This is a genomic window from Ferroplasma sp., assembly GCF_037442045.1.
In the GTDB taxonomy this organism is placed as follows: Archaea; Thermoplasmatota; Thermoplasmata; order Thermoplasmatales; family Thermoplasmataceae; genus Ferroplasma.
This window is the reverse complement of sequence record NZ_JBBIRC010000036.1, coordinates 1-13,610: the sequence shown is the minus strand read 5'-3', so window position 1 is coordinate 13,610 and position 13,610 is coordinate 1. Positions and strand designations below refer to the sequence as shown.

The following is a 13,610-nucleotide window of genomic DNA, read 5'->3' as shown; positions in this document are numbered from 1 at the left end:
TAATTAAGATATTTATGTCAAAGCACGGATGCTGCAACAACAAGATCATCGTCGTCCACATTTATGAGCTTAACTCCAGATGAGACACGTGACTGTATTTTAATTTCATCAGAATTCAGCCTTATTGTCTTATTGTTTTTTGTTATTATAAGCACTTCCTGAGAATCCTGAACGGGCAATGCAGTTACCAGTTTTCCGGTTCTTTCATTCTCCTTGAATATTAGATTTCCAGATGACCCTCTGTGATGTATTGAAAAATCACTTATTTTTGTTCTTTTCCCTATTCCGTTCTCCGTGATACTCATTACAGTATCCTCATCATTGACTAAAAATGAGTTAATTATCTCTGATCCATTGAGTCTCATTGATTTAACTCCTCTGGAAGCCCTTCCAGTAACGGAAACCTCGTCACTTAGAAATACCGCTGCTTTGTTATTGTTTGAAGCCACGAATATTTTTGATGGTTTTTCCATATCCATGACTGAAACAACTTCATCGCCTTCATCAAGTTTTATAATCTTTAGCCCGGATTCCCTCATATCCAGTATTTCTTTCACAGGAGTCCTTTTTATAAATCCGTTTTTTGTAATTATAATAAGGAAACTTTTTGAGCTTTCGGGTGATTTCATTATTTGTTTTATCTTCTCATTTTCACTCATTTTTAGAAAAGTCCCACCAACGCTTCCAAGTGATGTTCTTGATTTTTTCTCTATTGTATACGCCTTTATTTTTAATACACGCCCTGTGTTTGTAAAGAAGTATATCATATCATGGGACATGCAGGAAAGAATGCTGCGTACAGCATCCTCTTTTCTAGTGGCAGTAATTGTTCCTTTTCCTCCACGTTTCTGGACATTGTATTCTTCGGAGGATACTCTCTTTAATAAACCGTTTTCACTTAAAATCATTATTGATTCTTCATTGGGTATCAGATCTTCGTCATTCCGCTCATTGATATCTCTATTCAGTACTTTTGTTCTCCTCTCATCGCCAAATTGTTTTTTAATTTCAAGGGTTTCATCTTTTAAAACATTTCTTCTTACAGATTCGTTATTTATTATCTCATTGAGCCTTACAATATTTTCCTTTATGCTTATTAATTCTTCATTTATTTTCTTAATTTCAAGACCGGTCAGACGCTGGAGCCTCATGTCCAGTATTGCAATAGTTTGCTTTTCAGAAAGTGATAACTGTGCCATAAGCGATGATTTTGCCATATCTACGGTTTCCGATGACCTGATAATTTTTATTACAAGATCTATATTTTGAAGTGCAATTACAAGCCCCGAGAGTATGTGTTCACGGTCCATTAATTTATTAACTTCAAATATAGAACGCTTCTTTATTATCCCAAGCCTGAATTCGATAAAGCCCAGAATCATTGCATCTAAAGTCATTATTTTTGGTTCATTGTTCAGGAGCATCAGGTTATTCACGCCTATTGTGGTTTCCAGTGGCGTATGCTCATATAACTGGTTTATTGTTAACCCCTTGCTGTCATCGTTCCTGACCTTAATTACAATTCTTATGCCATTCCTGTCGCTTTCATCTCTTATATCAGTTATGTTGCTTATAACTCCATTTTTTACCTGTTCTGCAACGTTTTGAATATATAATGCCTTGTTAACTCCGTATGGCAGTGTTTTTATTATAATTTTTTTCTTTTCTTCGTCATCAATTTCGCCCTGGCAGAATACCTTGCCATGGCCTGTTCTGTAAATATTCAGGAGATCTGAATTCCTGTAAAGCACACCGCCTCCTGGAAAGTCCGGGCCTTTGACAAATTTTAAAAGCTCCTCAACGTTACATCCTGGATGGTCTATTCCATACATTATGGCATCTGAAATTTCAGACAAATTATGGGGAACCATGTTTGTTGCCATTCCCACTGCGATTCCAGATGTGCCATTTATCAATAATTGGGGTATCCTGGATGGAAAATACACAGGTTCCTCCAGAGAACCATCAAAATTTGGGGAAAAATCAACGGTTTCCTTTTCTATGTCCCTTACCATTTCCTCTGCAATTCTTCCAAGCCGGGCTTCCGTATACCTCATAGCTGCTGGAGAATCACCGTCAATAGAGCCAAAGTTTCCCTGGCCATCTATCAGCGTATAGCGCAGGGAAAAATCCTGTGCCATTCTTGCCAGAGCCTCGTATATTGAAGAATCGCCATGCGGATGATATTTACCCATGGTTTCCCCTATAATACGGGCAGATTTTTTGTATGGCTTATCATGGGTAACGCCAAGTTCATACATTGAATATATTATTCTTCTCTGCACTGGCTTTAATCCATCCCTGAAATCCGGTATTGCCCTGCTGACAATTACACTCATTGCATAATCTAAATATGATGTTTTAATTTCTTCTTCAATTGGACGTAATAACATTTATTTCACCTATATGTCAAGATTCTGCACGTACTTTGCATTATCTTCTATGAATTTTCTTCTTGGCTCAACTTTTTCACCCATAAGTATGTTAAAAAGCTGATCGGCGTATAATGCATCTTCTATAGTTACCTGCACTAATTTTCTTGTTTCTGGATTCATTGTGGTTTCCCATAGCTGCTCGGGATTCATTTCTCCTAGACCCTTAAACCTCTGGATAACAACATTCTTTCCCATTCTGGCAACTTCTCGATCTTTTTCATCTTCCGAGAAAACATATACGATTTCACTTCCTTTCTGGACTCTGAATAATGGAGGCTGTGCGAAGTATACATGCCCACCCTGTATAAGTTCATTCATATACCTGTAAAAGAAGGTAAGAAGCAATGTCCTGATATGTGCTCCGTCAACATCGGCATCGGTCATTATAATTATTTTCCCATAACGGAGATTTTTCATATCAAATTTGTCTTTTATGCTTGTTCCTATTGCTGTAATAAGGTTTTTAATTTCTTCATTTTCCAGTGCTTTGTTATCGTTTGATTTTTCAACATTCAATATTTTTCCACGCAGCGGAAGTATGGCCTGATATTCTCTGTTTCTCGCCTGCTTTGCCGAACCGCCTGCAGAATCTCCTTCCACTATATACACTTCGGTTTGGTCCGAATCACTGGATGAGCAATCTGCAAGTTTTCCCGGCAATGTGCCACTTTCCAGCGCTGTTTTTCTCCTTACAAGATCTTTTGCCTTTCTTGATGCTTCTCTTGCCGCAGCGGATGCAAGCACTCTTTTAATTATGGAATCTGCAACTGGTGGATATGATTCAAAATAATCTTTAATGTATTTTTCTGTAATTGATAGTACTATGCTTTTAACAGCTGAATTTCCAAGTTTTTCCTTTGTCTGCCCTTCAAACTGGGGATCAAACATTTTTATATGCAATACTGCTGTTAATCCTTCTCGAGTATCATCCCCGGTTAATGCAGTGACACCCTTTACCAGATTTTTTGTCCTTGCATAGTCCAGAACAGCCCGGGATAATCCTGCGTGAAAACCTGTTAAATGTGTTCCGCCTTCAGGAGTTTTTATATTATTCACAAAACTTTCTTCAGTTTCAGTTATATCCTGAACATACTGCAATGCGAATTCAACAACGTAATCCTTGTATTCTTCATGGCAGTATATTGGCTCCTTATTCACTGGCTCCTTTCCCTGGTCAAGGAACTGTGCGTATTCTATTAAGCCACCATCAAAATGGAATTTTTGATGCTTTCCTGATCTTAAGTCAGTGAATTCAATTGTTATATTTGAATTCAAAAATGCCAGATCCATTATTCTCTGAGAAATAACCTGGTATGAAAAATCAATGGAATCAAAAATTGTTGTGTCTGGATAGAATTTTATAATAGTGCCATGTTTAGGGTACTTTATATCTATATCCTTAATTTCAGGGTCATCAACTCTTGCCTTGCTCTCAAGAACTTTTAAACCCGTAACAGGAACACCTTTCTCAAATTTTTCATAGTAAATTTTATCGTCCTTTTTTACCAGTGCGATAAGATATTCGGATAAAGCATTGACAACGTGGACTCCAACACCATGCAATCCACCTGTTACCTTGTAAACATGCTTGTCAAACTTTGCTCCACTGTGCAGTTCGGTCATAACGATTTCAAGCCCGGGCCTGTGATATTTTGGATGAATATCTACAGGTATTCCTCTTCCGTCATCTTCGACAGATATGGATCCATCCTTATAAATTACTATGTTTATATCAGATCCGTAACCAGCCATTGCTTCGTCTATACAGTTATCAATAACTTCATACACCATATGGTGAAGCCCATCTGGTCCTGTTGATCCGATATACATTCCCGGAACTTTTCTAACTGCTTTAAGTCCCTCTAGAATCTGTATCTGTGATGCATCATAATTATCCATGGTATCTCTCTATAATACAACAGCTGGTTATAAGTTTTTTTAATATGAACCTGTTATTGTGGATAAAAATGGAATAGGGAAAAACAGATATTATTCATCCTTATTTTCGGTTTCAATAATTCCATGTGTTATTTTGCTTATGGCAGACAAAACTGCATAAGATATGGCAAAAACGGTTACCATTACAACAACTATTCCAAACAATTCAATGCCCAGCTGATGCAGCGCACTCATGCCCCCATTGAAAAATATTCCGCTGGGAATTGTTGGATCTCCAGAAGCAATAGCAAATGCATGCTGTGTGAAAAATCCAATCATAATGATTCCAAATAGCCCTCCAACAGCGTGCCCCGGCATTAATCCCATAGGATCATCGAGCCACTTTACTTTTTGAAGCATGTTTTCCGAAAATATGAGCAGGGGCCCTCCAATAATGCCAAGGATTATGGCACTTCCTGCACTGACAAATCCAGCCAGAGGGGTTATGATTATTAATCCCATCAGTATGCCATTAACAAAATCTCCAATTGCTGGATCCTTTTTGTTTATTAACCATACAAATAAAGCTGTGGAAAGCATTGCTGAACCAGCGGCTAAAAATGTGACAACTGCAACATTCATTGCCTCAGTGTTGAAGGCAAGTACACTTCCTGGATTGAATCCAAACCATCCGACAAGAAGCAATAAAATTGATAGGGTTAACCATGTATGATTTATTTTTAACGCGGATTTATTTGAATTTATTTTCTTTTTCCGTTCTTCAATGTATATTCTTACCATTATTGCAAGACCTGCTGCTCCGGCTGCTCCATGCACAACAAGGCCACCGGCAAAATCACGCATGCCGATTTCATACAGCCAGCCAGTTGGATTCCAGATCCACGCAGCAGGCAGATTCCATATGATTATAAAATAAATAATAGCGAATATAAAGAAAGGCAATAATTTCATTTTCTTAAGGACAACCAGGCCAACAAGAGCAAGTGTCACTGAGGCAAAGGCAGTTTCAAAAAGAAAATAAGTATATTCGGTTAAACCTGTATTAAAGTAATTTGGCTTCATCGACCACCATACCCCATTGAAAGAAACTCCAGAATATGAACCGAGCAATAATCCCTTTGAATAAAGAGGGTTCCCGATTACTCCATATAATGTTGGTGCAAAAGCGGTATTAAATCCTATTACTGCCATAACAACAAGTGATAATCCAGTAATCATTACTGTTTTTATTAAAGCTCTTTTATATCCTTTTCCCATTTCACCGATTTCTAGAAAACCCACTGAAATGGTCATGGTGAATACAAGCAATGCGGCAATAATTACCCATAAGTTATTTATTAAATATTGTGCTTCCAATTTATTATAATTAATCTGTTAACTATAAGAGTTTTTATTGGAACAAATGTTGATTATCACAAATTTCAGTATATCCTGTTATATTAAATATTGGTAGACAAGATAATTAATGTAATGATTTGGGAAGTCAATGGATGATACCATTGTAAAACAATGTATTTTTGTTAAATATATGAAATATAATTTTGAGTATAAAAGTTAAACATTAAAAATATTATAACTTTGATAATTTCCAAAAACATATTTTTTTAAAAATTTTGCCATGGTGTTTAAGAAATAATTGAAAACATGGTATTTTCATTTTATTTGTGGATCCTAAAATCTAGATTTTTTAAAATTATTAGAAAATATCCTTTATTATTGGAATTTAATGCTATAATAGTTTAATTAGTTAAAGATTAATTGGGGAAAATAATTTAGGTGCATGGACTGCTTAGAATCAAATGGCTGGAAAGTATACGTAGATTTATTTAAGGATAATAAAACAAAGGAATATGAGGCCAAAATAAGATCTGTAAATAGTATAAAGGAAGATAATAACTATTTTATAAAAAAGAAAAAATTCAAACATTCATTCAAGGGTCTAAAATCCATTCCATTGCTTCATGATTCATTAAATAATGTAAAATACCTTGCACTGGGCTTTGTTTATGATAGTTACGGACATCTTGGATTCAACAGAATAGAAATAAGAAACAATAAAGCGTATATTTTTATTGCTGACAAAAGCTATTTTAAAGGCAAAGCAGGAAATATAAAAGTAAAAATATTCAATACATGTTCTGTAAAATATATCATTGCAGCATCGATTCATATGGAAGATAAGAAAGAATTTCTTTTAAAATATGATGATAAAAATATCTTTTGCTGTGGAATAATACCTGAAAATGCCTATTTTATAATTGATGCCGAAATTTTAAGGGAAAAACGATCTTTTGTTGAAAAAATCTCTTTTGGCAGTGAAATTATAGATGCGAAAATGGAGTACAATGTTTTAAAAATTAGAAGGATACAATTTAATAAAAAGGAATGCTGTGGAATAATACAGGGCGGTGAAGACCATCAATTCCTCTATAAACTGGCCATTGCTCTGGGCAACCACATGGGAAAAATATAAATTATTTTCTTAATATTATGTCCTTTTCCTTTTCAGTTTCACTGTAATCTATTAAACTCAGTTTTGCAGCCCTTGCCATTTCTTCGAATTTTTCTCTGTTAAAAGGAAATTTCTCTGGAGAAAATATAACTTTTATTTCTTCATTGTCATCTAAATCAAAATAGAGCCCTTTAAGAAATGCTTTCAGGTAATTCTCAGGGTCTCCTCCGCATATTACCTCTCTCTGGTCATCAGTATTCATAATAACTATATAGTAAACATGGACTTATGATTTTTTATTTTGAGACCATGAAAATTGCAAAATTACTTGTATAGGAAGTATCCTTTTGTTCCGTCAAGATTAACATAACCGTAACGTTCTAGCTGCACAACTTTATGTTTTTTCATTGCCAGTGGCTCTATTTTTCCTGGAACTGTGGTGCCATCAGGATATAATATTTCAATATTGTTAGAATTTTCAGGGGCCCACTGGATAATTTTTACCCTTTTCGATGGCTCTTCATTGCTATATACTGGGCTTCCATTCGTTTTCACAGCAACACAGAGATCTTTAACTCTAATTATTTCTCCTTCATTTATCGTTTTCAAATCTTCTTCTGGCAAATATATATTGGCATTTTTTTCAAGAATATATTCCCTGTAGCCAAGTTCCGGCCTCTGTGGATGAATCATTGCATGGCTTTTTATGGGTTCCGGATTCTTTAAATTTATTAAAACCGGATCCGGGACAAAGAAATATCTTTCGGTATTGAAGTCTCTGATATCCCTGTCTATAGAATTAAAGATTTCCCATGAAAATGTTGCGTTGCTTTTGTTCATTCCGGAATTGACCCAGTATTTTCTGAACGTTTCCGGGCTATAACCTCTTTTTTTAAGGGCAAGGATAGTTCCAAGCCTTATGTCATCCCATCCTGAATATTCGCCTGCCCTTATTCCCTTTTTTATTATTGTTGTTTTGAGCACCGTATCAGGTATTGTTATGAAGCCATAATGGAAGTACTCGGGAATTTTCCAGTTATTGTACTTAAACACATATTTTTGCTTTTCAGTGTTAACCAGATGGTCTATTCCTCTTATTACATGTGTTAATCCAAGATAATGGTCATCAATAGATACTGAAAAATTCATGGTAGGATATACACAATATTTGTTTCCTGTCAGTGGATGCTCATGGGAATTTATTCTGAAGGCTATCCAGTCCCTTATTGAGGGGTTAGGATGGTTTATATCTGTTTTCATTACCAATGCAGCTTCACCATCACTGTAATAACCTGAGAGCATTTTTTCAAATTTTTCTAAATTTGCCTCTGGATCAGCATTCCTTTCCTTTACTGGTATCTTTTTCAGTTTCAAATCGTGAAATTCTTGCTGGTTTTCCTCGATTACATACATATAACCTTCAGATATCATTCTTTTTGCTTCTGAATAGTAAAATTCCATCCTTGAAGATTGTATTACAGTTTCGGTAACATTTACGCCGAGCCATTTTAAATCTTCAGGGATTAAATCATAGGCATCAGGATCTATATTTTCAGGATTTGTATCCTCAATTCTAAGTATGAGCTTTCCTCCGTATCTTTTTACGTATTCATCATTGAGAATCGCCATTCTTGAATGCCCTATATGCAGCGGCCCTGATGGTGATGGGGCCATTCTCATAACAACTTCCCCATTTACATTGGGCAGATCAGGAAGTTCGTGCTTTTCCTCTTTCTTTTCTTTTATAAGTATATCTGGAAATTCAATGTTTACGATACTGGATATCTGTTCATAAGTCATTGCATTTACATTTTCCACTTCCTGCCTGATCAATGCCATAACGTTTTTCATATCTTTTTTAACATCTGGATTAATTGAAATTAATTTCCCAACAACAGATGAAATATCTGCCTTTCCACCATGAAGATATGCGTTTTTAATAACTTGTTTCCTGATTTCTTGCTGCATAAAAACCATCCACTTCTGATACTACAACTTCATCAAGTTCTTTAAGCCCGTTAGGACTTACAGACGATATGCATATTTCCTCTTTTCTTTCACTGATATCGATCTTTGTCTGGACCCTTATAATTTTATTCGAAAATGTTTCAGAGATTTCATTATAAAGGTTGTTTTGTTGTTCAATTGTATAGTTGGAAGTCTGAGAATAATCAAATAGAAATAATATTGTTCCTTCGATTTTTGATAATGCTATTATTGCCCTTTTTTCAATATCGTTTCGATCTTCCATTGGCCGATCCAGGATTCCTGGCGTATCAATGAACTGCACCCTCCTTATTCCTATATTTTTGTATCCAATCAGTATTTCCTTTGTCGTAAATGGATAACTTGCAATTTCCGGTGATGTTCCTGTCAATTTTTGAATTAATGAGCTTTTTCCAGAATTTGGTATTCCTGCTATAATGAAAGTCGGTATATCAGTTACTATTCCGGGAAGCCTGCGGAGATAATTTCTGCATTCTCCCAGATATAAAAGATCTTTATTTATATTATTTATCAACGATGAAAATCGCCCGTAATATGTTTTCATTATTGTGTTCATATCATTTATTGTTTTTGCGCCCTTCAGTTTTTTTATGTAAATGGTGCTGAAATCCTTAATTTTATCGGTTGTCCACTGAACATTACCAAGGCTCAGTTTGTATTTGTCAACATCAAACATTAAATCAATAAGGTCGAAATAAAATGGATGCATTGTCTCAATGGTTGGAAATTTTCTGATAATTTTATCCAGATGGCCTGTGGAAATTGATTCAATCGTAGAAATTCTATCTGTGATTTCCTTGCGTATTTTTAGTTCTTTTCTGGGAAAATATGGCTCAACTATATTTGAAGCTTTATGAAATGATTTGTCTATGATTTCCTGTGATCTTAATACCGTTGGAATGTAATCAAACATATAACCAAATTATAAAGTGGTTAATATCCTTTTCATATTTAATTAATAAATTATTTTAACAATTTGATTATACAGTATAAAATGGTTAATACCGCAGAGATTGTCAGAAAGTACATTAATGAAAATCCAGACATAAAAGATTATTTAAATAATGGAATTATCAACATTTCTGCACTGGCACGTGAGATAATGGTTGATGCTGGTATAGATGATATTGATGCAGCAATGGCAGCCATTAAAAGATATAGGGATGATAAATTGCCATCTTCCAGTTCCCAAATTCTGGATAAGTCAAATCTTGAAATGGCATCAAATATTTCATTAATAGTAATAAAAAAGAGCTATGACAGCCTTAAAATCATTACAGGAATTATTGGAAATTTAAAAAAGTTAAATTCTGTGCATTTAGTTGAAACAACAAATTCTTTTTCACTTGTCGGTGATAACAGCACAATAGAAGGATTTGCCAATTTCTTTGCCGATGACCAGATAATACAGTATAAAAAAAATCTTGGCCAGCTTACAATTATAAGCCCTGAAGAAATTGAAAAAACAAAGGGTTATGTCAATTTTATTACAATGCTTTTATATAGAGCCGGATTAAATATACTGGATATGATTTCATTTTACAGCGATACCGTTATACTTCTTGATGAGAAAGACCTTACAAAAGCTTTCAAGGTTATTTCAGCAAAGATGGTAGAAAGATAAACACTGAACATATTCCTTATGTAATATATTGTTAAGCAACAGTCTATTGCATAATTAATTCGTTATTTATAACTGATTTAATATATTTTAAAATTATGTTCAATCAGAGTTTTTGATCTCCATATATAATTTTATTTACATCTAAAAATTCATTCTTCTCTTTATACAATAATGATAGTATTATACCATGATTCCAGCATAATTTCGTTACTGGTATATTATTTTCGAAATAGTCTATTACAATAATATATTACTATTCAGCATTCCATGGTTTACTTATTTGTTATTAATTTGCACTGTACGATTATATAATGCATATGGTATATAACTCATTGAAATTTTATGAAATTTTAAATGACCATAACCGAAAGAGATAATTTATCCTTCTAAATATGTACAATTAAATCTTGCATCCTGGATGGTTAGGAAAATCTCCTATATTTTTCAACTCATTAGAGGCATCGGGGAGTAATCCAAGAATTTCAACAATCAGTGGAAATGATTCCGGGTTAATTGAATAATAAATCCATTGGGCAGTTCTCCTCTCTTTTACAAGACCTGCTAACCTCAGCTTTGCCAGATGCTGGGAGGCATTAGACTGCGATATATTGAGAATTGAAGTTATTTCGCAGACACACAATTCCTGAATGTGTATGAGTGCTAATATATTCAACCTGGTAGGATCTCCAAGAACCTTGAATATATCAGCGAGCTCTGGGAGGCTTGAATTAAATTGTGGTTTTACCATATTACCGCATCACATTCTTAAATTTAATATCACTTCTTATACCTGTGTTTTCATACTTGACTTCCTTCCATTTGTAATCTATTCTCTTAGCGTAGTAGTGGTCTTCTGGCTTAGTTTTAAGAAGAATATTATTTACCCAATTATCCTGAAGTTCTTTTAGCTGATCAAGCTTTGCAGGCAATTCTTCTCTGGTAGCAATATCAAGGGATGCTTCAGCATCTAATACTTCCCCGGGAAAAAATCCGGGCTCTTCAGCTACTTTTACTGCTTCTTCTGTTGAAATCCTCTGCAATATATACCACACACCTGGCACGCCCGCTACATCCTGGGTTCCAAATCTTACTCTTGCCCCGGTAAGATAGGAAGCGGCATCTCCAAGGCAGGGACTGTTGCGTGATATTGTCCTGATATCTGTCCTATCTATGATATCGTTTGGAAATAAGGATTTTAAACCAACTGATAGGGCATATGTGCCGCGGTAAAGACCATCACAGGCGTGTCCATGGAATTTTACCATGTCATCAAAGGTTATTTTTATGGTACTCTGTGAATACCTTCCATGGCTTGATTCGGTATCGAGAACCGTAAACACCGGAAGTTTTGTTACTATTATCATTTATCTCCTCAAAATCAGAAAGAAATGACAGTGTATCCCTGAACTGCATATCTTGAAAATGCATCCCTGGCAAACTCCAGATTTATTCCATTGCTGGAGAATATATCTTCTATATTCCAGCTCTTGACCTGGTTTGAGCAGGCCTCAATTAAAATCCCCGATTCCCGTAGTTCCTTGATTGCATCCAGCATATCAGCATTTTTCTGATCTTTTTCTAGAGCCCTGACACCGCCAGTGAATAGAAAAACTTCAACCATTTCTATTCCGTTCTCTTTCCTGGCCTCATGGATTCTTTTTGCAACATGAAGTCCAGACATTACCTTTTCGCGCTGATCAAGCCCTGAGTTTATTACTATTGCTATTTTTCCTGTCATATAATTCTCATATTAGTAAATGCGCATATACTAATAAACTTTGTTAATAGTCACATTAAGATATATGCATAAAGACTCATTGTTATATTCGTATTCATTAAATTACATCTAGAAACAAAACTCGAGTATTCAATAGTGTTATCATTTCTTTTCTATATTTCTGCTTCAATTTTTGCCATCACGCTTTTTCTGGTAATCATCCCTGTTTCTATAGATATTTTCTTCTTCTTTTCCTAAAGACAAGTATCTCTTGCTATGCAACTTAGGCATTAAGTGAGAAATATTAAAATATTATATACATATTAAATGTTAATGAGATATGAAAGAATAAATGAATTCAGGGAGAAATATATCCCTTACAATAAAATTGTTGAAGAGATGAATTTAAAATCCGACGATATAATTATAGATATGGGAGCAGGAGATGGCTTTTACTCTAAAATATTTGCAGATAAACTTACTTCCGGAAAGGTATATGCAGTTGAAAGAAACCCTGATGTTATCCCGCATATTGGAAAAAGGCTTATGGATATGTCAAATTTCAGCATCGTTAACGAAGATATGTGCAGAGTAGACATAAAAGGATTTAATAAAATATTCTTTTCTACTGTTTTCCATGACATAGAATGCAGAAAGGATGTACTGAATTTTATGATAAATAATTCCAAAAAACCACTGAATGTTTATTTAATAGAGTTTAATAAAAAAAGTGAGATGGGCCCACCATTGGATATTAGAATATGCCATGATGAATTAAATGAGATATTTACTGATGCAGGCTTTAAACCTGGAATCCATATGGATTTTGAATACAATTATTTTGATTCATATTATATGGAAAAATAACGGGGAATAATTATGAGTGAAGACAATAATGGAAATAGAAATTCAATAAAACCGATAAGAAATAAGATGGCAATTAAGAATGTAAAAGATCAGTTACCGGAAAACAAAAAGGAAAAAATAAAAGGTGAGAGGGAAGACACAATATCAGAAACTCATTCTTCTATAGACCCTTTTGGAATAAAGAAACAGAAAAAAATTGTAAAGGAAACTAACAACAAAAATGAATCAAAAAATTATTTCAGGCGTTAAAGAAAATGATGTTTCTTTTCAACTGAATTATCCTGCTGAGGCTGTGGCTCGTACAATTCAACTTTTCCGCATGTGTTGCATTTGTATAATGTAAATGTTTGAGTGGTTTCTGACAAATCATTCCATCCTCCCAGGAACATCCCGCCTATTCCAGTGTAACCACCTACTCTAAAATTCATATTTCCTGCTGGCTCCATTTCTCCTGTACAATTAGGTGTAGAACATTTCATTAAACTAAATTATAATTGTGCTATTTAAATTTTTTGAAATCTGTAAAACTGTCAATAAATCAGAGATCATAATCTATAAGGAAAGAAAATGCTATTCCGTGGTTCCTGCATATTTCTTCTATTGATATAT

General features: G+C 34.5%; 14 protein-coding genes. 4 read left to right on the top strand and 10 right to left on the bottom strand.

Annotated elements, in window-relative coordinates; genetic code table 11:
- Positions 1-17: 17 nt before the first annotated feature.
- The 3 genes from gyrA to WKI77_RS05695 all read right to left on the bottom strand — a co-directional run bounded on the left by gyrA (position 18) and on the right by WKI77_RS05695 (position 5,690).
- Entirely contained in the window at positions 18-2,393 is a 2,376-nt protein-coding gene (gyrA, locus tag WKI77_RS05705) for a DNA gyrase subunit A (protein ID WP_337860864.1), read from the bottom strand.
- 9 nt (positions 2,394-2,402) lie between these two features.
- The gene (gene gyrB / locus WKI77_RS05700) at positions 2,403-4,334 is read right to left on the bottom strand and encodes a DNA topoisomerase (ATP-hydrolyzing) subunit B (RefSeq protein ID WP_337860863.1); all 1,932 of its coding nucleotides are present in this window, start codon (positions 4,332-4,334) and stop codon (positions 2,403-2,405) included.
- A gap of 90 nt (positions 4,335-4,424) precedes the next feature.
- Complete coding sequence (locus WKI77_RS05695) at positions 4,425-5,690, bottom strand: ammonium transporter (protein WP_337860862.1); 1,266 nt, start codon at positions 5,688-5,690, stop codon at positions 4,425-4,427.
- Between the two features lie 424 nt (positions 5,691-6,114).
- Between WKI77_RS05695 and WKI77_RS05690 the strand changes: the two genes are divergently transcribed.
- A complete protein-coding gene (locus WKI77_RS05690) occupies positions 6,115-6,807 on the top strand; it encodes a hypothetical protein (RefSeq protein WP_337860861.1) in 693 nt (230 codons plus the stop codon).
- A 1-nt stretch (position 6,808) separates the two neighbouring features.
- Here the strand turns inward: WKI77_RS05690 and WKI77_RS05685 are convergent, their stop codons facing one another.
- From WKI77_RS05685 to WKI77_RS05675, 3 genes are all read right to left on the bottom strand, one after another.
- On the bottom strand, positions 6,809-7,048 hold the full coding sequence (locus WKI77_RS05685) for a hypothetical protein (protein ID WP_337860860.1): 240 nt from the start codon (positions 7,046-7,048) through the stop codon (positions 6,809-6,811).
- A gap of 62 nt (positions 7,049-7,110) precedes the next feature.
- On the bottom strand, positions 7,111-8,754 hold the full coding sequence (locus WKI77_RS05680) for a glutamate--tRNA ligase (RefSeq protein ID WP_337860859.1): 1,644 nt from the start codon (positions 8,752-8,754) through the stop codon (positions 7,111-7,113).
- Entirely contained in the window at positions 8,723-9,706 is a 984-nt protein-coding gene (locus tag WKI77_RS05675; protein WP_337860858.1) for a GTPase, read from the bottom strand. Before WKI77_RS05675 ends, WKI77_RS05680 begins: the two co-directional genes overlap by 32 nt.
- Positions 9,707-9,787: 81 nt before the next feature.
- Between WKI77_RS05675 and WKI77_RS05670 the strand changes: the two genes are divergently transcribed.
- Positions 9,788-10,417, top strand: a complete 630-nt coding sequence (locus WKI77_RS05670) for a hypothetical protein (protein ID WP_337860857.1) — start codon at positions 9,788-9,790, stop codon at positions 10,415-10,417.
- A 400-nt stretch (positions 10,418-10,817) separates the two neighbouring features.
- Here WKI77_RS05670 and WKI77_RS05665 read toward each other — a convergent pair whose 3' ends face one another.
- The 3 genes from WKI77_RS05665 to WKI77_RS05655 are packed head-to-tail and all read right to left on the bottom strand — an operon-like array spanning position 10,818 to position 12,155.
- Entirely contained in the window at positions 10,818-11,165 is a 348-nt protein-coding gene (locus WKI77_RS05665; RefSeq protein ID WP_337860856.1) for a metalloregulator ArsR/SmtB family transcription factor, read from the bottom strand.
- 1 nt (position 11,166) lies between these two features.
- On the bottom strand, positions 11,167-11,781 hold the full coding sequence (locus WKI77_RS05660) for a formylmethanofuran dehydrogenase subunit E family protein (protein WP_337860855.1): 615 nt from the start codon (positions 11,779-11,781) through the stop codon (positions 11,167-11,169).
- A 14-nt stretch (positions 11,782-11,795) separates the two neighbouring features.
- Positions 11,796-12,155: a DsrE family protein gene (locus tag WKI77_RS05655; protein WP_337860854.1), complete on the bottom strand. Its 360-nt coding sequence runs from the start codon at positions 12,153-12,155 to the stop codon at positions 11,796-11,798.
- A 312-nt stretch (positions 12,156-12,467) separates the two neighbouring features.
- Here WKI77_RS05655 and WKI77_RS05650 point away from each other — a divergent pair, with 312 nt between their 5' ends.
- Together WKI77_RS05650 and WKI77_RS05645 are read left to right on the top strand one after the other, a co-directional pair.
- The gene (locus WKI77_RS05650; protein ID WP_337860853.1) at positions 12,468-13,001 is read left to right on the top strand and encodes an rRNA adenine N-6-methyltransferase family protein; all 534 of its coding nucleotides are present in this window, start codon (positions 12,468-12,470) and stop codon (positions 12,999-13,001) included.
- 12 nt (positions 13,002-13,013) lie between these two features.
- Positions 13,014-13,250, top strand: a complete 237-nt coding sequence (locus WKI77_RS05645; protein ID WP_337860852.1) for a hypothetical protein — start codon at positions 13,014-13,016, stop codon at positions 13,248-13,250.
- On the opposite strand, the gene WKI77_RS05640 is transcribed toward WKI77_RS05645, so the two are convergent.
- A complete protein-coding gene (locus tag WKI77_RS05640) occupies positions 13,247-13,480 on the bottom strand; it encodes a nucleotide-binding protein (protein WP_337860851.1) in 234 nt (77 codons plus the stop codon). The two genes, WKI77_RS05645 and WKI77_RS05640, sit on opposite strands and share 4 nt — an antisense overlap.
- Positions 13,481-13,610 lie beyond the last annotated feature (130 nt).

Bases quoted from the DNA above. Each gene is read 5' to 3' on its own strand.
- WKI77_RS05660 (WP_337860855.1), bottom strand. From the start codon at position 11,781: ATGATAATAGTAACAAAACTTCCGGTGTTTACGGTTCTCGATACCGAA.
- WKI77_RS05670 (WP_337860857.1), top strand. From the start codon at position 9,788: ATGGTTAATACCGCAGAGATTGTCAGAAAGTACATTAATGAAAATCCA.
- gyrB (WP_337860863.1), bottom strand. From the start codon at position 4,334: ATGGATAATTATGATGCATCACAGATACAGATTCTAGAGGGACTTAAA.
- WKI77_RS05645 (WP_337860852.1), top strand. From the start codon at position 13,014: ATGAGTGAAGACAATAATGGAAATAGAAATTCAATAAAACCGATAAGA.
- WKI77_RS05675 (WP_337860858.1), bottom strand. From the start codon at position 9,706: ATGTTTGATTACATTCCAACGGTATTAAGATCACAGGAAATCATAGAC.
- WKI77_RS05680 (WP_337860859.1), bottom strand. From the start codon at position 8,754: ATGCAGCAAGAAATCAGGAAACAAGTTATTAAAAACGCATATCTTCAT.
- WKI77_RS05685 (WP_337860860.1), bottom strand. From the start codon at position 7,048: ATGAATACTGATGACCAGAGAGAGGTAATATGCGGAGGAGACCCTGAG.
- WKI77_RS05665 (WP_337860856.1), bottom strand. From the start codon at position 11,165: ATGGTAAAACCACAATTTAATTCAAGCCTCCCAGAGCTCGCTGATATA.
- WKI77_RS05640 (WP_337860851.1), bottom strand. From the start codon at position 13,480: ATGAAATGTTCTACACCTAATTGTACAGGAGAAATGGAGCCAGCAGGA.
- gyrA (WP_337860864.1), bottom strand. From the start codon at position 2,393: ATGTTATTACGTCCAATTGAAGAAGAAATTAAAACATCATATTTAGAT.
- WKI77_RS05655 (WP_337860854.1), bottom strand. From the start codon at position 12,155: ATGACAGGAAAAATAGCAATAGTAATAAACTCAGGGCTTGATCAGCGC.
- WKI77_RS05650 (WP_337860853.1), top strand. From the start codon at position 12,468: ATGAGATATGAAAGAATAAATGAATTCAGGGAGAAATATATCCCTTAC.
- WKI77_RS05690 (WP_337860861.1), top strand. From the start codon at position 6,115: ATGGACTGCTTAGAATCAAATGGCTGGAAAGTATACGTAGATTTATTT.